17 protein-coding genes are annotated in these 22,045 nt (G+C 61.9%); 5 read left to right on the forward strand and 12 right to left on the reverse strand.

All coding sequences use genetic code 11. The features are described from left to right. The first annotated feature begins 42 nt into the window (after positions 1 to 42). A complete protein-coding gene (locus tag WBQ96_RS25665; protein WP_336555436.1) occupies positions 43 to 969 on the forward strand; it encodes a metallophosphoesterase family protein in 927 nt (308 codons plus the stop codon). On the opposite strand, the gene WBQ96_RS25670 is transcribed toward WBQ96_RS25665, so the two are convergent. The 5 genes from WBQ96_RS25670 to WBQ96_RS25690 form a co-directional block, all read right to left on the reverse strand. Beyond that, entirely contained in the window at positions 970 to 1,578 is a 609-nt protein-coding gene (locus WBQ96_RS25670; RefSeq protein ID WP_336555438.1) for a hypothetical protein, read from the reverse strand. Positions 1,579 to 1,689: 111 nt separating this feature from the next. Continuing rightward, complete coding sequence (locus WBQ96_RS25675; RefSeq protein ID WP_336555440.1) at positions 1,690 to 2,448, reverse strand: alpha/beta fold hydrolase; 759 nt, start codon at positions 2,446 to 2,448, stop codon at positions 1,690 to 1,692. Between the two features lie 100 nt (positions 2,449 to 2,548). Next, positions 2,549 to 4,336, reverse strand: coding sequence for a tetratricopeptide repeat protein (locus tag WBQ96_RS25680; RefSeq protein WP_336555441.1), 1,788 nt, complete (start codon positions 4,334 to 4,336; stop codon positions 2,549 to 2,551). Positions 4,337 to 4,482: 146 nt separating this feature from the next. Continuing rightward, complete coding sequence (leuA, locus tag WBQ96_RS25685; RefSeq protein ID WP_165121243.1) at positions 4,483 to 6,144, reverse strand: 2-isopropylmalate synthase; 1,662 nt, start codon at positions 6,142 to 6,144, stop codon at positions 4,483 to 4,485. Between the two features lie 528 nt (positions 6,145 to 6,672). Beyond that, the gene (locus WBQ96_RS25690; RefSeq protein ID WP_336555443.1) at positions 6,673 to 6,942 is read right to left on the reverse strand and encodes a hypothetical protein; all 270 of its coding nucleotides are present in this window, start codon (positions 6,940 to 6,942) and stop codon (positions 6,673 to 6,675) included. A 239-nt stretch (positions 6,943 to 7,181) separates the two neighbouring features. Between WBQ96_RS25690 and WBQ96_RS25695 the strand changes: the two genes are divergently transcribed. Beyond that, the gene (locus tag WBQ96_RS25695) at positions 7,182 to 7,655 is read left to right on the forward strand and encodes a VOC family protein (RefSeq protein ID WP_197716840.1); all 474 of its coding nucleotides are present in this window, start codon (positions 7,182 to 7,184) and stop codon (positions 7,653 to 7,655) included. An 830-nt stretch (positions 7,656 to 8,485) separates the two neighbouring features. Here the strand turns inward: WBQ96_RS25695 and WBQ96_RS25700 are convergent. Next, positions 8,486 to 9,166 carry an alpha/beta fold hydrolase gene (locus WBQ96_RS25700; RefSeq protein WP_336555445.1) on the reverse strand — a complete coding sequence of 227 codons (681 nt, stop codon included), beginning with the start codon at positions 9,164 to 9,166 and terminating at the stop codon, positions 8,486 to 8,488. 144 nt (positions 9,167 to 9,310) lie between these two features. Here WBQ96_RS25700 and WBQ96_RS25705 point away from each other — a divergent pair, with 144 nt between their 5' ends. Both WBQ96_RS25705 and WBQ96_RS25710 read left to right on the forward strand, forming a co-directional pair. Then, on the forward strand, positions 9,311 to 10,171 hold the full coding sequence (locus tag WBQ96_RS25705; RefSeq protein WP_336555447.1) for an AraC family transcriptional regulator: 861 nt from the start codon (positions 9,311 to 9,313) through the stop codon (positions 10,169 to 10,171). Between the two features lie 601 nt (positions 10,172 to 10,772). Then, entirely contained in the window at positions 10,773 to 12,677 is a 1,905-nt protein-coding gene (locus WBQ96_RS25710; RefSeq protein WP_336555466.1) for an ABC transporter ATP-binding protein/permease, read from the forward strand. 144 nt (positions 12,678 to 12,821) lie between these two features. Here WBQ96_RS25710 and WBQ96_RS25715 read toward each other — a convergent pair whose 3' ends face one another. From WBQ96_RS25715 to WBQ96_RS25735, 5 genes are all read right to left on the reverse strand, one after another. Continuing rightward, positions 12,822 to 13,910, reverse strand: a complete 1,089-nt coding sequence (locus WBQ96_RS25715) for an AbrB family transcriptional regulator (protein WP_336555449.1) — start codon at positions 13,908 to 13,910, stop codon at positions 12,822 to 12,824. 82 nt (positions 13,911 to 13,992) lie between these two features. Further along, a complete protein-coding gene (locus WBQ96_RS25720; RefSeq protein ID WP_165121242.1) occupies positions 13,993 to 14,901 on the reverse strand; it encodes a cation diffusion facilitator family transporter in 909 nt (302 codons plus the stop codon). A gap of 123 nt (positions 14,902 to 15,024) precedes the next feature. Beyond that, positions 15,025 to 17,214 (reverse strand): anthranilate synthase, encoded by a 2,190-nt coding sequence (locus tag WBQ96_RS25725; protein ID WP_336555451.1) that lies wholly within the window; start codon positions 17,212 to 17,214, stop codon positions 15,025 to 15,027. Positions 17,215 to 17,437: 223 nt separating this feature from the next. After that, complete coding sequence (locus tag WBQ96_RS25730) at positions 17,438 to 18,625, reverse strand: MFS transporter (RefSeq protein ID WP_336555453.1); 1,188 nt, start codon at positions 18,623 to 18,625, stop codon at positions 17,438 to 17,440. Between the two features lie 159 nt (positions 18,626 to 18,784). Then, positions 18,785 to 19,474, reverse strand: a complete 690-nt coding sequence (locus WBQ96_RS25735) for a winged helix-turn-helix transcriptional regulator (protein WP_336555454.1) — start codon at positions 19,472 to 19,474, stop codon at positions 18,785 to 18,787. Between the two features lie 149 nt (positions 19,475 to 19,623). Here WBQ96_RS25735 and WBQ96_RS25740 point away from each other — a divergent pair, with 149 nt between their 5' ends. Continuing rightward, on the forward strand, positions 19,624 to 20,796 hold the full coding sequence (locus WBQ96_RS25740; RefSeq protein ID WP_442920895.1) for an acyl-CoA dehydrogenase family protein: 1,173 nt from the start codon (positions 19,624 to 19,626) through the stop codon (positions 20,794 to 20,796). 50 nt (positions 20,797 to 20,846) lie between these two features. Here WBQ96_RS25740 and WBQ96_RS25745 read toward each other — a convergent pair whose 3' ends face one another. Next, a complete protein-coding gene (locus WBQ96_RS25745; RefSeq protein ID WP_336555455.1) occupies positions 20,847 to 21,965 on the reverse strand; it encodes an SH3 domain-containing protein in 1,119 nt (372 codons plus the stop codon). Positions 21,966 to 22,045 lie beyond the last annotated feature (80 nt).

Here is a 22,045-nt window from a genome sequence, read left to right on the forward strand (position 1 = left end):
CGGCTTCTGGAAAGCTGCAAGCGCGTATCCTAAAAGGGTTGAATGTTCAGGCTTGCGCATATTTCCGATATCCATCTGGGACCTCTTCCCGCTGTAACCTATCGCGAACTCGCCTCCAAGCGGGCGGTCGGCTATGTCAATTGGCAACGCAACCGTCGCCGTTACCTTCATGACGGCGTGATCGACGCGATCGTGTCCGATCTGAAGGCCAAGAATCCGGACCATCTGGCGGTGACGGGTGATCTCGTCAATCTGGCGCTGGATGGCGAGATCGAGCTGGCGAAGCTTTGGCTTGAGATGGTCGGCAAGCCGGAGGATGTTTCGGTGGTGCCGGGAAACCACGACGCCTATGTGCCCGGCGCCTTCGACAAGATCTGCCGCGCCTGGGGTCCGTGGATGGCTGGCGACGGGCAGAACGCGCCGGTCGACCGTCATGGTTTCCCCTATTTGCGCGTGCGCGGTCAGGTCGCGCTGATCGGCGTTTCGTCGGCGCGGGCGACTGCACCCTTCATGGCCAATGGGTTTTTCCGCGAGGAGCAGGCTCACAGGCTCCGCAGCATTCTTGACGATGCCGGCAAGCGCGGGCTGTGCAGGATCGTGATGATCCATCATCCGCCGGTGCGAAGCGCCGTTGCCCAGCACAAACGCCTGTTCGGCATAAGGCGTTTCCAGAAGATCATCGCCCGCCATGGCGCGGAACTGGTGCTGCACGGGCATTCGCACGAGCCGTCGCTCTACTGGATCGGCAAGCGCGGATCGGCACGGGTGCCTGTGGTGGGCGTTGCCGCGGCCGGCCAGGCGCCGGGCGGCCACAAGCCCGCCGCCCAGTACAATCTCATCGATATTTCGGGCGAGGCGGGCGCATGGGATATTCGCCTCAGCCGTCACGGTCTGACCGGTGCGGCAATGCCTCCGTCCGAGATCATGGCGCTGGACCTGACCAGTGCGCACGAAACGGTCGGGCGCTGATCAGAACGTGATCTTGATCGCAGAGAGGCGTTCCCAGAACAGGATGGCGGCGACCGCAACGCCGACCAGCGCGCCGGCGGTGACAATGCCAAGCCCTGAAAAGAATGTTTTCCAGCCGTCGGAACCGGAGGTGCGAAGGGCGGGAGCCGCTTCGGCAACATCCGCACTGCGGGCAAAACTCTGCCCGACGCCGCCATCCATCAGGCGCTGACGCTCGACGATGCGCTCGGCGATGTAGCGGGTTACCTGATCGGCAACCGGCTTGATGCTGGTGGATTCGGCAAGCACGACGCGGCCGATGCGCGTGTCGTGCAGGAAGCGATAGGTGCGGCGGTCGCGCCCGAGGCCGACATGGCTGACCGCGTCGATCCACAGCCGCGGCTGCAGGCCGGAGGACACGGCAAAGTCGAACATGTCGATATCGGCGGGAACGTCGGCAAAGACGGGGGCCAGCTCCTGCGCCAGCAGATCGAGCCGCATGCGGCTCGCCTCGCGCAGCTCCACGACGACATCCTCGCGGTCGGCGGCAGCGTTCTTGACGTCGCGAATGACGTCGGCAAGCCGGTGCGTCTGGTCGATCGGCGTTACGTTTTCCCCTGCATCGCTCATGGGCAGTGGCTCCAAACCCCGCGGCTACGTTAACGAACTCTTAACATAGCGAATGTGGCATTGCATCTGTTCCAGCGCCAAATTCGGTGGGTTTGACCGTCCGCGACCCGTTCAGCCCATGGTGCGGCGGATGATGTCCAGCACGGTTTCAGGTGCCTCTTCCGGCAGCATGTGGCCGGCACCTTGCAAGGGATAAAGCCTGAAGGCTGATGGCAAGCCGGTAGTCTGCGAGAAGGGCAAGACCGAATCCTCCGTTCCCCAGGCGACTGCGACCGGCATGGTCAGCTTTGCCAGCATTTCGCGCGGGATCACACCCTGCCGGTCATTCTCGGTAATGGCGCCGGCAATTTCGATCAGTTTTTCGCGCTGGCCGTCGATGCTGCGCACCGTCTCCAGCGCCTCGATGGAATTGTCTGGGGGGTGAAATTCCGGTCCCGACATCGCATCAAGGCAGTCGCGAATCTCGGCCTGCGATCTTGCCGCCGCAAAGCGGCGCAGCAAGGGTCCGGCGATTTCTTCGCCGAAGCCGCCCGGCGCGAGCAAGGTCAGCGAAGCGATGCGGGCAGGGTCGGAAAGGGCAGCCAGTGCCGCAATCGCGCCGCCCATCGAATGGCCGACAAGATGGACCTTTTCGATGCCGCGTGCCGCGAGATCGGCAAGAATTGCGCGCACGGCGATTTTTGCGGGTCCCGCGCCGGGCCAGCCAAGCGAACCGCCATGGCCGGGCAAGTCATAGGCGATGACGCGATTTTCCGAAGCAAGTTCGGTGGCCACTTGATCCCAGATGCCGTGGAAGCCGCCGAAGCCGTGGATGAGCACGACAACGCGAGAACCAGTGCCGGTCTCGGCGGCAAAAAGCTGTTGGGTCATCTGAAGCGATCTCTCCGGCAGGATTGTCTTTTGGCGGCACTTGCCGCCGGGAAACGTTACTTCCGCCGACCCGGATACGGCTCTATGGAAAGAGGGCCGATCAGCTCGACCCGCCGAGCCCCGCCGCGCGCAGCGCATTCACCAGCTTTTCCGTCAAGTCGGCAGGATAGTTGGCTTTCTCGAAAGTGGGGCGCGGATCGGCGGCGAATTTTGGGAAATCGACGGCGAGTTCGGTTGCGATAGCCTTGGCCTGCTCGGTTTTGCCGGAGATGTCGGCGGCAATCAGGCGCGCGGCCAGGTAGTGCGATTTCTTCGTTGCCGCCAATGATTCTGTGGCGCGTGCCGCCCGTTCCATGTCACCGGTCATGAGCTTGGCCAGGAAGAGCCCATAGTCCCACCACATTGGATGGGCGCTCGAGGCCTCGACGGCGTGCTCCATAATGGGCGCGCCATCGACGTAATTGCCTGAGAAGATCAGCGCATAGCCATAGGCTGCTGCCATGCTGAGATCATAGGTGTTGAGCTCATAGGCTTTGCGCATGAAGCGGATGGCCTCTGTCGGGTCGCCGACGCGCGAATTCAGGAAGCCGTAGGAGCGATGCGTATAGGGGCTGGTCGGTCCGGTCAGGACGCCACGATGGGCCAGCGCCAGAGCCTGCTCGGCAGTCGCGCCGGGCGGGTAGGGGTGGTGGTCGGTGACTGCTTCCAGATGGAGAGAGGCCAGTTCGCTGTAGATCAGCGGCGATTTGGCATTTTCAGCCAGCAGTTGTTCGAAACAGCGATAGGCTTCCTCGTGTTTCTGCGGGGTCTGGTCGAGATAGTAATTGTCGTTGAGCAGCAGGCAGCGCGTCAGCCCGGTATCGGTATCGTTCTGGTCGATGAAGCCGTAGATCGCCCCGGAGACGGGTATCGTGGCGCTCAAAATGTCGGCGATGCGGTCATCAAGCACCTTCGGATCGAGGTCTTCGGGCGAAAGGGTGCGGCTGACGAGGATTTTCCCGCTGGCGCTATGCTGCAACTCGACCGCCACCGTTCCGTCCGATGTGCCCGGTGATACGTTGAAGACGAACTGGTTGGGATTGACCGGGCCTGCGCCGGCCGGAACATCCTTGGCGATGAAGTCGACGGTGTCGAAGCCGGAAAGCCCGGCCCGCAGCACCGTCGCGACCCGCGTCGCGTCGGCATCTTCCGAAGCGTTGGTAATGTAGACGGGCGGCAGGGCCTCGATCGCGGACGATTTTGTGATGCTGCCGGTCTCGGTGAAAGAAGTGCCCGCCAGCGCTGCGACGTCGTCCAGCGTTGCCGGCTCGGTTATGCGGAAAACGAGAAAGCCGAGCATAGCGATGATGACCGCCATGGCTCCCCAGAAGAACCAGAGGTGCCGCATGACCTGCGACGCTGGAGGCAAAGGCTGGGCGGCAGCGATGAAAGCCGAAGGCTGGCCGGCATCTGCCGGTGGTGTATCGGCCTGGATTTGCTGTGGTTGCGCAAGGACGATCGGCTCATCCAGAGGCAGGATTTTCGGAACCGGCTTTGTGCCTGCGTCGAACGCGATTTCGTAGGCGGGAACGTAGCTGCCGCGCGGGATGGTGATGCGGATGAGATCGGACGCGCCTTCGGTGGCGAAATATTGCCCCAGAAGTTCTCTCAGGCGGCCGGCTTGCACCCGGACCACGGCATCAGCCGATGAATCGAAGCCGGCATCCCTGCCGAAGACGTCGACCGCGATTGCGAAGCCCTTCAGGCGGTCCGCACGGCCGGCCTGCTCCTGTTCAACCAGGTAGCGCAGCAATTTGCGCGCGCGTTCCGAACGGCCAAAGGTCTCGCTGGCGAGAAGCTTCTCAAGCGTTTCGAGCACTGCGGGGGCAGCAGGCTTATTCTGGGGCAAGCGTCGGACCTTTTTTGAGAGCGGCGCCGTTATGGAACTCAATCATAGCGTGCTTGTGTCAACTCACAAGTACGCAGAATTCGGGATGCCTTCGCCTTGCCCGATATCCCCGGGCAAGGCGCGGCATGGTTAACCTCGGTGGACGATCACACCACGCGGTTGGCCGCCGACACCACCGCCTCGAGCGAGGCGGCGACGATGTTGGTGTTGATGCCGACGCCGAAAATCCGCCCGCCCGGGTGTTCCATCTCCATGTAGCAGATGGCCGAGGCGTTGGAGCCGCGCTGGATCGAGTGCTCGGAATAGTCGAGCACCGAGAGAGAGACGCCGATATGGCGCGAAAGGGCATCGACGAAACCGTCTACCGGGCCGTTGCCGGTGCCGGAAATCGTCACCTCCTTGCCCTGGTCGATGATCGTCGCCTCGACGATGCGCCGGCCCTTCACTTCGGTATCCGGAAAAGTCTGGTGGTCGACGAATTTCAGCCGCGCGCCGGGCTGGTCGACATAGCGTTCGAGGAAGCGCTCATGGATGCGGTTCGACGAGACTTCCTTGCCTTCGGAGTCGGTGATCGCCTGGATATCCTGGCTGAACTCGACCTGGAGCGGACGGGGCAGATGCAAGCCGTAGTCAGCTTGGAGCACATAAGCGATGCCGCCCTTGCCCGATTGCGAGTTGATGCGGATGATCGCCTCGTAGCTACGGCCGACATCCTGCGGGTCGATCGGCAGATAGGGCACTTCCCACAATGGCTTGTTGGCGGTCTTGATCGCCTTCATGCCCTTGTTGATCGCGTCCTGATGCGAGCCGGAAAACGCCGTGTAGACCAGTTCGCCGACATAAGGGTGGCGCTCGGGGATCTTCAACTGGTTGGAATATTCGTAGACGTCCTTCATGCGGTTGATGTCGGAGCAGTCCAGTTCCGGGTCGACGCCTTGCGTGAACATGTTGAGCGCCAGCGTGACGATATCGACATTGCCGGTGCGCTCGCCATTGCCGAACAGCGTGCCTTCGACGCGGTCGGCACCGGCCAGCAGGCCGAGTTCGGTGGTGGCGATGCCGGTGCCGCGGTCGTTATGCGGATGCAGCGAGATGATCAGGTTCTCGCGGTTGTCGAGATGGCGGATCATCCACTCGATGCGGTCGGCATAGATGTTGGGCGTCGACATCTCGACCGTCGAGGGCAGGTTGATGATCAGCTTGTTCTCGGGCGTCGGCTTCACGATCTCAGTGACGGCGTTGCAGATTTCCAGCGCCACTTCCAGCTCGGTGCCGGTGAAGCTTTCGGGCGAATACTGGAAGCGGAAGTCGCCGCCGGCCTTGGCCGCCATGTCGGTGATCATCTTGGCGGCGTCGGTGGCGATCTGCTTGATGCCTGGGACATCCTTGGCGAAGACGACGCGGCGCTGCAACTCGCTGGTGGAGTTGTAGAAATGCACGATGGGCGTTTTCGCGCCCTGAAGCGCCTCGAAGGTGCGGGTGATCAGCTCGGGTCGACACTGCACCAGAACCTGCAGGTCGACTTCGTCGGGCACCCCGCCTTCCTCTATGCACCAGCGGGCGAAGTCGAAATCGGTCTGCGAGGCCGAGGGAAAGCCGATCTCGATCTCCTTGAAACCCATGTCGACGAGCAGCTTGAACATGCGCACCTTGCGGTCATGACCCATCGGGTCGATGAGCGCCTGGTTGCCGTCGCGCAGGTCGACCGAGCACCAGATCGGCGCCTTGTCGATGGATTTGGAGGGCCAGGTGCGGTCGTGCAGGTCGACCTTCTGGTAGGGTTCGTATTTGACGGAAGCGATGGGCATGCCGGCATGCCGGTCGGCAGCGGTTACGGGGGTGATCTTGGTCATTTTCGGTCTCGTTCTCTTGCCCGCCATGCGCGACGCTGCGCGCAACATTCAAGCGGTCTTAAATCAGAATTTCGGTTCTGTTGTGAAGAGCAAAAGGAGCTATGCCTCGGCGGCAATTCGACCGCCGGACGCTCCCTTAACGAGCCCGGCGATCGCCGATAAGGCCGAGAAGAAGCAGCGTTGCCGAAAGCGCGCGAACGGTCTCGCCCGCGAAAGCGGACGGACGGGACACGGAATGGGTCGGACGCGAAGTCATGCGCGGGTTCATATAGCAGGGGCGGGTTTGGTGCAAGAGGGCGGCGTAGCAGCTTCATGTTCACCGCACCGGCTTTTTCATCCGGTCAACGTCAAAGAGCCGGGAAGCGAGCGCGAACGGGAACCAAATTCACCCGTTTGAGTTGCGCATTCGGCATCGCCGTAATCTAATGCTCGTGTTGACGTTGCCTGTGGTCGCAAGATCGGGAGGTTTTTATGGATCGACGACTATTTCTGACCGGAATACTTGGCCTTGTGGGAGGCGCTGCCCTGGTAAGTGTTGCCAGGCCCGCCAGTGCACTTGCCGGGATTCCGGATGGCAGTGGAATTCTCGATGAACTCAACGAGCCGGAAACTGCCGTCTTCGACGGTGATGACAGCCAGGCCGAGGTCGAGCTTGTCGACCATCGCCGATGGCACCGCAGGCACGATCGCAGACACAACCGCCGGCACCGGCGGCGTGTGTGGAGACGGGTGTGCCGCAGACACTGGCGTCATGGCCGGCGGATTACGCGCTGCTATCGCGAGCGTGTCTGGATTTGGGTTCGGTTTTAACCGTTAAGCATCCGAGAACCCCGGCACAGCCGGGGTTTTCCATGCCTGGAACCTGAGCTGCAGTCTGTCCGGCAGGCGCGTTTGGCGCGCCGCATGATTTTTTTGCGGTCTCTGTCGGGAAGGCCCATCCAGCTTCGTCCTCTGATCGCACGCCTTGCGGGGCGGTCACGAAGGAGGAACACATGATGAAGGTCACTCAGCATCTCTGGTTCGAAAAGGACATGCAGGCCGCGGTCAACTTCTATACGTCGCTGATCCCCGGCTCGTCGGTCGAGTGGGTGTCGGCTATTCCGGCCGACAATCCCAGCGGGCCGGCCGGCAGCGTGCAGCTTGCCGGCTTCACCCTTGGCGACCAGCGCTACATGGCCATCGAAGCAGGGCCGCTCGACCCGTTCAACCATGCCTTCTCGATCATCGTCGAATGCGAGACCCAGGCCGAGATCGACCGGCTGTGGGACGCGCTCAAGGAGGGCGGCTCGATCGAACATTGCGGCTGGCTGCGCGACCGCTGGGGCCTTTCCTGGCAGATCACGCCGAAGCGGCTCGGCGAACTGATGAACGACCCCGACCCCGCCAAGGCCAAGCGCGTGACGGAAGCCATGCTCAAGATGATAAAATTCGACATCGCGGGACTGGAAGCGGCGGCGAAAGGCTGAGCGCGGCGTTTCTTCCTTCTCCCCTTGTGGGAGAAGGTGGATTGGCGCGCAGCGCCAAGACGGATGAGGGGTGTTGGACGGAGCGCCAAGCTGGAACACCCCTCATCCGACCTCGCTGCGCTCGGCCACCTTCTCCCACAAGGGGAGAAGGGGAAGACGCACTTCATCATCGCCACGCCTGCTTTCGCATCTGGCCATTGTCAAAGAACTCCCTCTACGAGGGTGGGAAGCGGGGCGCATGGCCGTGCCTTCCTAATGGTTAGTACGTGGCGCGACTTCCGCGCCCCGCCGGCGATTTCTGTTCCCGCCCGTTCCGCTGCTCCCTGCCTTCATCCGTTTGCGAATAAATTCAGGGCCTATGTGCTCGTCCAGCACGCGCGGGCCGTATTACCCGCAGGGGAACCCTCGGACGGAACCTCCCCGGCCTTGCAGCTACGTTTGCTGCAAGACGGAAGCGCCGGTTCCTCCCCACAGATCACCGTCGCGACCGGCATTCCCATGGGAGGAACTGAGGACAAGGGTAAGAGAGGTGGGAAGGAGGGGGAAAAGATTAGAGCGTGTTGAGGTTTAGGTATTTGTTTTTAAATAGTTTTATTTTTTAGAAGCAGAAAGTTGTCCACGTGGTGTGAAACGTCAACTCTTGAACGATACGACTTTCATCCGTTACCTCATAAGGTTAGCTTTGCGTCCCGTTCCAGCCGTTGGAGGTTGTGCCGCTGCTTCCCAAAAGCTGTCGTCCGATCAGGTCCACAGGGGATGACCGGAATGGGGTGTTTCCTGCCCGTCGGCTTTCGGTCGTCAGGTGATGTAAGCAGGCGTTTCTGAATGGTTCATCCTGCCACCACACCCTTGAGTTCCTGGACGAACGTCAGGAACTCGTCGGGTGCCTGGCCAAACACATCATGGCCAGTCTGCAACGATTTCACTATCCAGCCCTGATCGTCCTTGAGGCGTTCATAGGTCGAGCTGAATGGAGTGGCCTCCCATCCGCTCGCATAGATGAACATTTTTTCCGGAATCTCTTGCCATCGGCCCGTGAGGTGAATGGCCTGACGAAACGCGGCGAGCGGATGGGGAACTCGCCTGGGATCGGTACCGGGCGGTGGGGTCACCCCAAAGCCATCCTCCGCGGAGCCATCTATCGCAATCTTGCGGAAATAATCTCCTGCCAAATCCCACCACGCATCGCCATCGCCCGGGACAAATGCGTCCACATAGACCAGCGCGGATAGTCTCTCGGGCAACTGATCCGCGACGCCGCTCACGACCATTCCGGCATAGCTGTGACCGCAAAGGATCACGTCCGACAGGTTCTCATATGTAAGTACGTTGGCGACATCCATGATATGTGTATCGAGGTTGGGACGGGCGTATGCGAGATGGACCCGTTCGCCAAGGCCAGTCAAAGTGGGCGTGAAAACCTCGTGTCCCAGACCTCGAAGCTTTCGGGCAATCGGTGTGAATGTCCATCCGCCACGCCAGCCGCCTGCAACCAGAACAAAAGTGCTCATCATCTATCTCCAAATTTGGATCGTGATTCTTCTGACCGAAATGTCTTCTCGGTGGCCTGCTGCGCCCAAGGGCTTGCTTATTATCAACATATCTGCCTGATTAATTCCGATATTAATTCATCTAATCACTAAAATACTTCAAGTATGAAGCAGCCTCTTCAATATCCGTGGTACGATCTGAATGTGGACGATCCTTCCGCGCCGGTCATTGCCGTGCGCGTAGACGTTGAGGGGGCCAGGGTGGAGGTGTCCAAACATCGCCACCGCAAGGGTCAACTTGTGTTTGCCCTTGGAGGCAGCGTCACCTGCCGCGTTCCCGGCGGCCTGTGGATGGTGCCGCCTCATTGCGCGGTATGGGTTCCAGGCGGCATGGAGCACAGCAATATCGCGGCAGCCAATGCCCGGCTCTTTTTCATCTACATCGAGCCGGAACTTGTCGGCCTGCCGGATCGATGCTGCACGCTTTCCATCTCGCCGCTGCTGCGCGAACTGATCGTCGATCTGTCAGATGGCAGGCAAGACGATGGTGCGAGGGGCGAACTTTTGATGAGGGTTCTACTTACGGAACTCCCCAGGATGCCGGTTCAACATTTGCATCTGCCCCTTCCATCCGAGCCGCGCCTGAAGCGGATTGCCGCAACGTTGGCGGAAGACCCCGCCGACCGCAGCACGCTCGCGGAATGGGCCAGGCGCGTCGCCCTCAGCGAGAGCAGCTTTGCAAGACTCGTAGTCAAAGAGACAGGGCTGACATTCGGGCGCTGGCGTCAGCAGTTGCACCTGATCGTCGCCATGCGAGAACTAGCCTCAGGCGCGAGCGTGCAGCAGGTGTCGGCCGATCTCGGTTATGAATCCGTGACAGCCTTCATCACTATGTTCAAGAAAGCGCTTGGAAAGCCACCGGCAAAGTATCTGAGTAGTCTTGCGCAAGCTGCCGATTCGGCAGCGATTATGGCCGCCTCCGCGACAGCTTCGACGCCCATACAGGCCGGGTTGGGTTCACGCTAATATTATAAGAGTTTTCCCAAGCCTCGAGCGATGCGAGCAGACAATCGTGAGCTATCGCTCGCACTATGTCCACCAGCGTTTCCAACATTTCGGGCGATGACAGATGCTCTAGCTGCCATTACCTCGAGTCTATGAACGACCGCTTCTGGATTTGGTACGGCCAGCCTGGAACGGCTTACTTGAGGTCGGAAGCTGCCATGTATCCATAGCGCTCGGAACGATACTTTGGTCGACCCACAGCCCAAATGCGACATTTGAAAACGGCTCGACCAGACAGCTTCTGACGGATTCTACACTGCTGGCCCTCTTAGCCCCTCCCATCCGGCCCCTCCTCAACCGCAACGGAAACTTCACCATCCGGCGCGATCATCGCCCTTATGGATGTGACGGCAAAAGCACAGTGCCGCATGGATGATCCTCCGCCCCTCGAAGGTGTGATCGACAAAAGCGTTTGCAAACGATCAAGTCGTGTTACCCTGTGTAACAAAAATAATAACCGGGGTTGGAGCAAGTGATTCGGGTACACTGGCCACGACTGATATTGACGGACAGATGGCGCCGCCGTCCTGCAAGACCGCCACCACTGACGCCCGTCTCCTCGATGCGCGGCTTCTGGGGCCTCATGAAGGCCTATTGGTTCTCGGATCGCTGGATGGAAGCCTGGGGGCTGACGCTGGCGATCACTCTTCTCACGGCCGTTTCCAGCAAGACCAGCGTCTGGATGGCCGAAGCTTCGGGCGAGCTCGTCAATTCGATCGCCTATTTCCACGCTACCGACAATGAGGCGCCGCTCGCCACGCTGTTTACCAGCGCCGGCATCCTGCTCGCTCTCGTTCTGGTCAAGGATGCGGGTTTTACCGGCATCAGGCACCTGTTTTCCACGACGTTGCATCGCAAGTGGCGCGGCTGGCTCGACGGCCGGTTCAACGAAGCCCTGCTCGACGGCAACCACACGCATTTCCATCTGCAGCACGGTGCCGGCAAGCAGGCCGCTTATGCGCCTATCGCGCCCGACAATATCGACCAGCGCGTCCAGGAATCGATCAAGGGCATGACCGGCGGAGCCATCGGGCTCGCCATGGGCGTCATGGGCGTGGTCATGTCGCTGTTGTTCGTCGGCCAGAAACTGCTCGAGACCTCGACGCAGGTGAAGGGGCTGGAGTTCCTCGGCGATTATGGCAGCGCCGTGCTGGCCTTCGTCGCGGTCGTCACCTATGTGCCGCTCAACACCTATATCGCCGTCAAGCTCGGCCGCATGCTGGAACGGCTGACGTTGAAGATACAGCAGGCCGAAGGCAGCTATCGCGGTGAATTGACGACGTTCCTGCGCCGCAGCTTCCATGTCGCCGCCTCCGGCAGCGAGCGCGTGCAGAAGCAGGTCAACAACAGGCTCTACAAGGATATCGACTGGACCTGGGGCCGGCTGAACAGGATCAACGCGGCCTATATGTCGTTCGAGCTGGTGTATAATTTCATCGCCGCGCGCTTCGTCGCCTACGGCCCGGGCCTCATCCCCTACATCAACAGCAATATCAGCCTGAAGGGCTATGTCACCGGCGCCGAACTGGTCAATTCGCTGATCCAGCAGTGCTCGTGGTTCATCCACGTCATGCCCGACATCGCCTCGCTCAAGGCCAATGCGCGGCGCGTGACCGATCTGGCGGTGGCGATCGAGAATGTGCAGAAGCCAAGCGAATTCTACGCGCTCACCGGCCAGTCCGATTTCCAGTATGGCAGCCAGCATTCGGTGTTCGGCCTGACCGTGCAGAACCTGGCGCTGATGCACCAGGGCGACGATGCACTGCCTTTCCTGACGGCCCCGAACCTGCGCTTCCGCCGTGGCGAGTGGACCTATATGCGCGGCGCCTCCGGCAGCGGCAAGACCTGCCTGATGAAGGCGATCAACGGGCTGTGGCCTTATGGCCGCGGCGATGTCGTGTTCCCCGAGGGCGTGAAGAGCTTCTATGCCGCGCAGGAAGTGAAGCTGCCGCAGGTCTCGCTCAAGCAGCTGGTGTGCCTGCCCGGCAGCCCTGACGAGCATTCCGACGCGCGCGTGGCGTCGGCGCTGCACAAGGCAGGGCTTGGCGAATTCATCGAATATCTCGGCGAGGAGACGCGCGAGGGCAAGCTGTGGGACCAGGTGCTTTCGGGCGGGCAGAAGCAGAAGCTGGTGCTTTCGCGCATTCTGTTGCAGCAGCCCGGCCTGCTGTTCCTCGACGAGGCGACGGGCGCGCTCGATCCTGCCGCCAAGATCGCCTTCCATCAGGCGATCGAAGACAATTGCCCCGGCGTGACCGTCATCAGCGTCATGCATGAAGTGACGCCGCCGAAATCGGCGAGCGGGGCCGAGTTCTACGACAGCGTGCTGACGCTTTCCGACGGCGTAGCGTCAAAGAAGGCGCTGACCAGCCTGCCGCTGGAGATCACGACGATCCTCGCCAAGGCCGAGCAACCGGTCGAAGAGGCGCGGCCGGTGTTTCCGCGTATCCGGCTGCGGACGAAATAGCCAGATTCAGGCCATGGCGGCCTGCAAATGGCGGTTTTCTGCGCTTCCGATGCTCATGGACTCACGTCCACTCCGCTTCGGTTCTCGAAAACCACCATTTTCGGCTCGCCCTGACCTGAATCTCAACATCCGCAAGGCAAGGCGCTACTCCTTCACCAAACGCGCTACCAGCTTGGCGATCGACGGGCCGAAGAGGAGCACGAACAGGAAGCGTGCCGTCTGCAGCGCCATGACGAAGGAAATGTCCACATTGTTGGAGGCGGCCGCAATGATAGCGACCGAATCCATGCCGCCGGGGCTGGTCGCCAGATAGGCGGTCAGCGGGTCGATGCCGAGATAGTGGCTGAGCATCCAGGCCAGCGCGCCGCAGAACGCCATCAGCGCCAGCACCGAGAATATGATCTGCGGCAAGGCGCGGGCGGCGTGGCGCAGGATCGTGCGGTTGAAGTTGAGGCCGATGGTCCAGCCGACAGCCGCATAGCTGATCGCCAGCAGCCACTCCGGCAACTGGAAGCTGACATAGCCGGTGAGATGCAGGGCAACGCCCAGAAACATCGAGCCCAGGAAATAGGGCGAGGGCAGGCGCAGCAGGCGCCCGACGAGCCCGCCGACGACGGCGATGCCGAGCGTCGACAGGAAGGGCTGCCAGTCGATCGCCGGGAACCAGTCGACCGCCGGCAAGACCACGCCAGACGTGTCGACCCACAGCCGCGCGATGACGGCGGCTGCGACGGAAACGAAGATCACCCGCAGATATTGCATGAAGGCGACGAGCCGCGCGTCGGCGCCGAAGGCGCCGGCCATCAGCACCATGGCGGTCGAGGCGCCCGGTGCGGTGCCCCAGACGGCGGTGGTGCCGGGCAGCACCTTCCAGCGGCTGATCAGCCAGCCGAGAAAGCTCGAAGCCACCAGCGTCGCGATGACGGTGCCCATGAACAGCGGCCAATCCCGGAGGAAGAAGGTGAGGATCTCGAGCTCGACCGACGCAGCGATGAGGCAGCCTATGATGGCCTGCGCGGAAAAGAACAGCGGTTGCGGTAGGCGCACGGTGGCGCCATTGGTGCCGGCGAGAATGCCTGCGAACATCGGGCCGAGCAGCAGTGCCGCAGGCAGGCCGGCCAATTCCAGAAGGCCGGCGAAGACCAGCGAAACGAGGACGATGAGGCCCCATTGCATGCCCGGCGCCATGCGAGCCAGCGGCTCGGGTGTTGGCGGTCGGACTGGCGCTTCCATGGCTCTCTTTCAACGAGGCCGCGAGAGCCTCTTTCTGACGCCCATCCTGAACGGGCCGGGCCTTCTTACGCGATTCCCGCGTTTACGCGAAAGGCACCGCGGCAGTTCCGATCGGCAGCTTGGCTTCGTCGTCGGGCTCGACATGAATGGTGATGCGCACCGACGGGATTTGGGCCTTCAGCGCCTCCTCGATGCGGTCGCAGATGACGTGGCTTTCGCCGACGCTCATCTCCTTGTCGACGACGAGGTGGAACTCGATGAAGATGGCGCGGCCAGCGATACGGGTCTTCAGATCGTGGACTTCGAGCGCGCCTTTCGAATTCGCGGAGATGATGTCGCGGATATGCATGTGCTCGTCGGTGTCGACGGCGCGGTCCATCAGGCCGTTGAGCGACGAGCCGATGACATGCCAGCCCTGCCACAGGATGTTGAGCGCGACGATGACGGCGAGCGCGGGATCGAGGATGGTCCAGCCGGTCAGGACTGCGCCAACGAGGCCGGCAATGACGCCGACCGAGGTGACGACGTCGGTCATGATGTGCTGGCCGTCCGCCAGCAGCGCGGGTGATTTCTCGCGGCGTCCGGTGCGGATCAGCAGAAACGCCCAGCCGGCATTGATGGCAGCAGCAAGGCCGTTGACGGCAAGACCTTGCCATGGCTGTTCCATGGGGGCGGGCACCTGCCAGGCAAACCAGACCTCGCGCAGGATGAGCAGCGCCGCAAGAACGATCAGCACGCCTTCCAGCACGGCGGAGAAATATTCCGCCTTGTGGTGCCCGAAGGGGTGGTCCTGATCGGCCGGCTTGTGGCTGACGCGAATGGCCCACAATGCGGCGGCTGCGGCAATGACATTTACCACGGATTCCAGCGCGTCGGAGTACAGCGCCACCGAACCCGTCATGCGATAGGCCAGATATTTCAGTCCCATCACGCCGAGCGCGATGATGATCGACCAGAAGGCGAGGCGTTCGATCTTTTGCTTGGAGGTCATGCTGTTCACTCTCGCGTCATGGCTGGGCCACTCCGGCATCAAAATAAATCGAGGCATGGTTCCTGCCGATGTCACAGGAACCATGCCTCAATATGTCAATTGTCTCGCTGGGTCGACCCTGGCTTAGGCTGCCTTTTCCTTCGCCTTGCGCGGCAGATGGGCGACGACGTTCTCGATCATGCGCATGCCGGCGTTCTGGCCGAGCGTCATGATCGACTCAGGATGGAACTGCACGGCAGCGACCGGCTCGCGCTTGTGCTCGAAGGCCATGATGACGCCATCCTCGGTCTCGGCGGTGACGATGAAATCGTCCGGCAGGCGCACCGGATCGGCAAAGATCGAGTGGTAGCGGCCGACGGTGACTTCCTTGGGCAGGCCGGAGAAGATGACGCCGGGCTTCGAGACGCGGATGCGCGAGGGCTTGCCGTGCATCGGGATATGGAGCTGGCGAAGCTCGCCGCCATAGGCCTCGGCCAAGGCTTGCAAGCCCAGGCACACGCCGAATATCGGCAGGTCGCGGGCGCGCGCCTTCTTGATGGTCGCGGCACAATCGAAATCCTTCGGTGTGCCGGGGCCGGGCGAAAGCACGACGAGGTCGGGCTTCAGTTCGTCAAACAGCTCTTCCGGCACGGGCGAGCGCACGGTGGAGACATCGGCGCCAGTCTGGCGGAAGTAGTTGGCCAGGGTGTGGACGAAGGAGTCCTCGTGATCGACCAGCAGGATCTTCACGCCGTCGCCGACGCGGGCAGACTGATGTTCGGTGGCGGTGGCATTGCCGGCCTTGGCGTCGCGAATGGCGGAGAGCATGGCTGATGCTTTCAGTTCGGTTTCGGCTTCTTCGTCTTCCGGAACGGAATCGAACAAGAGTGTAGCACCGGCACGAACCTCCGCGATCCCGTCCTTTATGCGAATGGTGCGCAAGGTCAGGCCGGTGTTGAGATCGCCGTTGAAATGCACCATGCCGATCGCCCCGCCATACCAGGCGCGGGGGCTCTTTTCATGCTTTTCGATGAAGCGCATGGCCCAGAGCTTCGGCGCGCCGGTGACGGTGACGGCCCAGGCATGCGACAGGAAGGCGTCGAAGGCGTCCATGCCTTCGCGCAGGCGGCCCTCGATGTGGTCGACCGTGTGGATCAGGCGCGAATACATCTCGATCTGGCGACGGCCGATGACGCGTACCGAGCCGGGCTCGCAGACGCGGCTCTTGTCGTTGCGGTCGACATCCGAGCACATGGTCAGCTCGGATTCGTCCTTCTTGGAGTTGAGCAGCTTCAGGATCTGCTCAGAGTCCGAGATGGCATCGTCGCCGCGCTTGATGGTGCCGGAAATCGGGCAGGTCTCGACGCGGCGGCCGTTCACCCGCACGAACATCTCGGGCGAAGCGCCGATGAGATACTCGCCTTCGCCGAGATTGATGAAGAAGGAATAGGGCGACGGGTTGATCTTCTTCAGGCGCCGCGAAATCTCCGAGGGCGCGGTTTCGCAGCGCTCGTAGAACATCTGGCCGGGTACGACCTCGAACAGGTCGCCGCGCTGGAAGCTTTCCTTGGCCTTGTCGACGATTTTTGCATATTCGCCCGGCTCGTGGTCGCCGCGCGGCGGTATGCGGTCGGACGGCTTGAATTCTTGCGCCGCGTTATCGCGGGGCAGGCCTTCGGTCGAAAACCCGTCGCCGGAATAGTCGTAGCGGTCGTGCCAGGCCAGCGCCTGGTGGTGGTCGACGACGAGGATTTCGTCGGGAAGGTAAAGCACCAGATCGCGCTGGCTTTCGGCGCGTTTCAGCGTGTGCTCGACCGGATCGAACTGGAAGGCGAGATCGTAGCCGAAGGCGCCGTAGAGGCCGAGATTGGCGTCCTGATCGGACTTGAAAAGCGCCGTGATGGCGCGCAGCACGGTGAAGACCGAAGGCACGCGGCTGCGCTCTTCTTCGGTGAAGACACGGCCGGGTTCGGCGATGGTCAGGGCCAGCCGCTGCTTGGTTGTCTGGGTGAGGCTGACGTCCTTTTCGGCCAGCAACATGCGGGCGATGATGGGAAGCAGAACCTCGCCGCGCGCATTCAGCGCTTCGATGCGCATGGCGCGGCCACGGGCGCTGATCACCACCGGCGGGTCGATGATTGCCGTGTCCCAGCGGGTGTAGCGGCCGGGATATTCATAGTTGGACGAAAAGACCGCGCCGCGCCGTGAGTTCAGCCCGTCGATATAGGTCTCGATCGCGCCGGCATAGGCGGTGTCGTGGCGGCTTCGCGTGATGGTCACGCCGCCGCTGGTCACGAAGCGCTCGGCACCGTCCTCAAGAGTTTCGATCGTCATTTCCCGTCTCCATTTTCGCCCTCAGGCAGAACCGGAAAAACCCTTGAAAAAACAAATGGCCGCCCGGACTTTCCGTTGCGGCCACCAAGATTTCACGCGCACGCGCTTACGAGGCCGCTGTCAGCAGGCCCACCACCAAGACGTCGTGTTCGAAAACGTGTTCATGATTTTTCCTTAGCGGCGAATGAGAAATCGCGCAACTGGATTCGAGGGAATGTTTCGATCAGCTCGTGCTGCCGACCGGCTCGACATAATCGAATTCGGCCGGACGACGGTCGATCCAGAACGAAAACAGCGCGACGGCGAGCGCCAGCAAAGTCGTTGCAGCGCCAACGAAGGGCAGGTGCTGGTAGCCGACGCCGAGCGAGATCGCGACGCCGCCGATCCAGGCGCCGGCGGCGTTGCCCATGTTGAACGCGCCCTGGTTCAGCGTCGCGGCGAGGTTCGGCGCCTCGGAGGCCGTCTCGACGACTCGCATCTGCATGGGCGGCACGATGACGAAGGTGAGCACGCCCCAGAAGAATACGGTGGCGATGGTGAGCATCGGCAGGGTGCTGATTTCGGCCAGGAAGAGGAACAGCGCGACAAGCAGCACCAGCGTGCCGAGCACGGTCGGCATCAGCTTCCAGTCGGCGAGCTTGCCGCCGACGATGTTGCCGACGGTCATGCCCGCGCCGAACAGCAGCAGCACCCAGGTCACCGCGCTGACGGAAATGCCGGAGACGTCGGTGAGGATCGGCTTGATGTAGGTGAAGACGGAAAACAGGCTGGCGGAGGCGAACGCGGAGATGATCATCGCGAGCCAGACCTGGAGCTTGCCGAGAACCTTGACCTCGCTGGCGATGCCGCCGGAGCTGGGCGGTGCTACGCCTGTCGGCACCAGCCAAGAAATTGCCGCGACCGAAATGATGCCGATCGCTACCACGGCATAGAAGGTCGAACGCCAGCCGAAGGCTTCGCCAAGTGCCGTGCCGGCCGGAACGCCGAGGATGTTGGCGAGCGTCAGGCCGGCAAACATCAGTGCCATGGCGCTGGCGCGCTGATTTTTCGGCACCAGGCTGGCAGCCACCACCGAACCGATGCCGAAGAAGGCGCCGTGGCCGAAGGCGGTGACGACGCGCGCGACCATTAGCGTCCAGTAGTTCGGAGCGAGGGCGCAGAACAAATTGCCGACCACGAAGAGCGAGGCAAGCCCGATCAGTACCGCCTTGCGCGGTAGCCGTGCCGTGCCGATGGCGATGATCGGCGCGCCGAAGACGACGCCGAGCGCATAGCCGGTAACCAGCAGGCCGGCGGCCGGGATCGACACACCGAGATCGGCTGCGACTTCCGGCAGCAGGCCCATGATGACGAATTCGGTGGTGCCGATGCAGAAGGATGCAATGGCAAGCGCAAGGATGGGCAACGGCATGGGATGCTCGGCAAATAAAACGATTGAAATGCGATGTTGAACGATTGGGACCGGCGAACAAGTGCTTATGCTGCAATGCAGCAATGCATTTTCAGGTAGGGATGAGGTCGGTTGTATACGACTGTTTCGCAATGGGAATGTGGCAGGGCGGACAGGGCTCTAAGCCACGGCGCGGGGACCGCTGGCGAAGGGGCTGAGGCCAAGCCATTGCTGCATCGCCTTCGCCACGGCGGGATCGCCATCGAGGCTCATGCGGCCTTCATCGATTTCCCGGCGCACGCGCGACAGGCCCATCCAGATGGAGGTCATGCTGCGGAGCGAACTCGTCACCAGGAGATCGATCTCGAAGCCGGGGTCGAATCCGCACAGATCGACGACGTTGCTTTCGACGACCAGCCACCAGTTCTGTTTGGTCACGGTAAGCTCGGGGTACAGAAACTGTATCGTGCAGCGCTTTTTCGGCAGCGGCTCGGGATTGAGATTGCGCCGCATGTCCCACATCAGCAGCGACGGATCGAGATTTCTCAGCGACAGCTGCGATTCCACCCAGCGCTGGCCCCAGAAGCCGATGCCGAAGACTATCGGCTCCAGATCGCGGCCGGCCTGCGAAAGGTGATACTCAACCGCGCCGCCCGTGCCGCGAACCGTCTCGATGATATGGGCGCGCTCCAGTTCCTTGAGACGCTTGGACAAAAGCGCGGGTGACATGCGCGGCACGCCGCGGCGAAGGTCGTTGAAACGGGTGGTGCCGGCCAGCAATTCGCGGATGACCAGCACGGTCCAGCGCGAGCACAATATCTCCGCCGCCATCGATACCGGGCAGAACTGGCCGTATCCGTGAGGGTCCATGTGAAACCGGCGTTTGAGATTGTTCTTATATAATAGCGCAGAAATACCGACGGAAACAGACAACAGAAATGGGTAGTACAGTTCGTGAACTGGATCACAGCGCAAATCGGAGCGATCCTCCATATGTGTTGAAATTGGAGGATGTAAACGTGAGTACTTATTCTAATCTTGCGCTGGCAGAAGATGACAAGAAACCCGCTGTGGTTGAAGACATTGTCGATATCGTGCGGCGCCTGTCTCCGAAATTTGCTGCCGGTGCCACAATGGTGGACGAGGAAGACCGCTTCGTCGCCGAAAACTACCGCCTGCTGAAGGAAGCCGGGCTCGTCGAAGCCGCTGTCCCGGCCGAGCTTGGCGGGCGCGGCGCGGAAATCGCAGCGCTCTGCGACATGATCCGCGAGATCGCGCATTCCTGCGGCTCGACCGCGCTGGCCTTTTCGATGCACACGCATCAGGTGGCAATCCCGGCCTGGCGCTGGCGGCATCAGAAAGTGGCGGTGGTCGAGGGACTGCTCAAGCGTGTCGCCACCGAGCGGCTGATCCTGCTTTCAAGCGGCGGGTCGGACTGGCTCGGCGGTTCCGGCAAGGCGGTCAAGGTCGATGGCGGCTACAGGATATCGGCGCGCAAGGTGTTCACCTCGGGTGCAGCGGCCGGCGATATCCTGATGACCGGCGCGATCCTGGAGGCCGAAGACGGCTCGAAGTCAGTGCTTCATTTTGGCGTGCCGATGAAGGCGCCGGAGGTGAAGGTGGTGGAGACCTGGCGGGCGATGGGCATGCGCGGAACCGGCTCGAACGACGTCGTGATAGACGATTTGTTCATCGCCGATGCCGGCGTTTCCTTCTCGCGCAAGGCGGCGGAATGGCATCCCGTGTTCCAGATCATCGCCACGATCGCGATGCCGCTGATCTATTCGGCTTATCTGGGCGTGGCGGAGAGTGCCCGCGAGATCGCGATCAATCTGGCCAAGAAAAAGGAGCCAAACGCCTATGCGACGGACCTCGCCGGCAAGATGGACACGGCCCTGCGTTCAGCGCAGCTTGCCCATCGCTGGATGGTGAACATCGTAGAACGCAATGCTCCGTCGGCCGAAAGCGTCAACGAGGTGATGATCGGGCGTTCATTGGTCGCCGAGAATGCGATCAAAACCGTCGAACTGGCGCTCGAACTGGCGGGCGGTGCGGGCTTCTATCGCGTGAACGGGCTGGAGCAGCGTTTCCGCGATATCCAGGGTGCGCGCTTCCATCCGCTTCAGCGCGGGCCGCAGGCGCATTATGCTGGAGCCATGGCGCTGGGATTGCCGGTCGCGACCGTGTTCTGATTTTTGTGACGAAGGCGCCGGAATCCGGCGCCTTCAATTTCATCGCAAGACTAGCTGCGGTTGAGGAACTTCTTGTAGATCCAGCCTTGCTGGCCTTCATAGGCGATCTTGCACCAGCCCTTGCAGGTGATGATGTCTACGGTGGCCCGGGCCGGTATGGTCCGCAGGACCTTGGATTCGTCGGCGGGGCCGGCACGCATATTGACCGCCGTGGTGATGCGGCCCTTGCCGATCGAGGCGGCCGGCTGAGGCTTGGCGGTGTCGGCAGGCGGGGTTTCGGTGGCAGCTGCGGATTGCACGGCCGCAGGCTTGTCCGCCGGGATTGCCGCGGTCTTTTCCTCGTCGGCGAAGGCAGTGGCCTCGGGCTGCGAGGGCCCGGCATCCTTTGCCGCAGTCGCCGGCTGGTTCTGGTCCGGCGAAGGGCTTGCCTGTTCGGCGTCAGTGCGGGCCCAACGTTCGCTGTCGGTCTCCAGCGCGTTTACCGAGGCCTGAGGCTGCTGCGCGGTTGCTGCCGGCGCCGGAGGTGCTGCCATGGCCGCCTGCTGTGCGGCTCCATTTTGCGGTACGACCGCCGGTGGAGCCGGCTGTGTAGCGACCTCGGCTTTCAGCGTGTCGGCTGCTGCCGGCTCTGCGGTAGGATGCGAAAGCGGGTCGTAAAGCAGGGTCATGCCGGCGATCAATCCGCCAACCACTACGACGCCGGCTGCAGGTAACGCCAATGCGCGCGGCGAGACGCTGCCTAGCCAGCCGAGCTGGGCTGCCAGCGCCTGATAGACGCGATCCAGCTTCTCAAATCTGGTCGGCGTGTCGTCGACCGGATCGTCCGCGATCTTGCAATCCCAATCGTAATGCCGGTGCGACGCTTCCTCGAGAGGATCATATGCCGGCATCTCTGCCGCAGGTTCGGTCTGGGTGTAGGGGGAAGCGCCGGGAGCAGCGCTGTCCTGATTGGCCGGTGCCGGTTGGGCAGGCGCGTTGCGCGGCACATCGGCGGAGGGCCGGGTGCGGTCATTGGCGGGGGCCGGGAACGGTCGCTGCCACAAGGGCGATGCCGGCACGGTTTCCTGCCGGGGCGAAGGGGATGAAGCCGGCAGGCTGCGCCAAAGTTCGTCTTCAAGGGTGCCTGCATCCTGCGGGCCATTGATCTCTGCGAGTCGAGAGGCTTTCAAGGGGCTACTCCACGCATTTTAAACGCGAAAAACCGGACAGCCAAGCGCTTCGCTTGCTCGTCATGCGATATGATTTCTGT

It is taken from the genome of Mesorhizobium sp. CCNWLY176 (assembly GCF_037153935.1).
GTDB classification, from domain to species: Bacteria; Pseudomonadota; Alphaproteobacteria; order Rhizobiales; family Rhizobiaceae; genus Mesorhizobium_M; species Mesorhizobium_M zhangyense.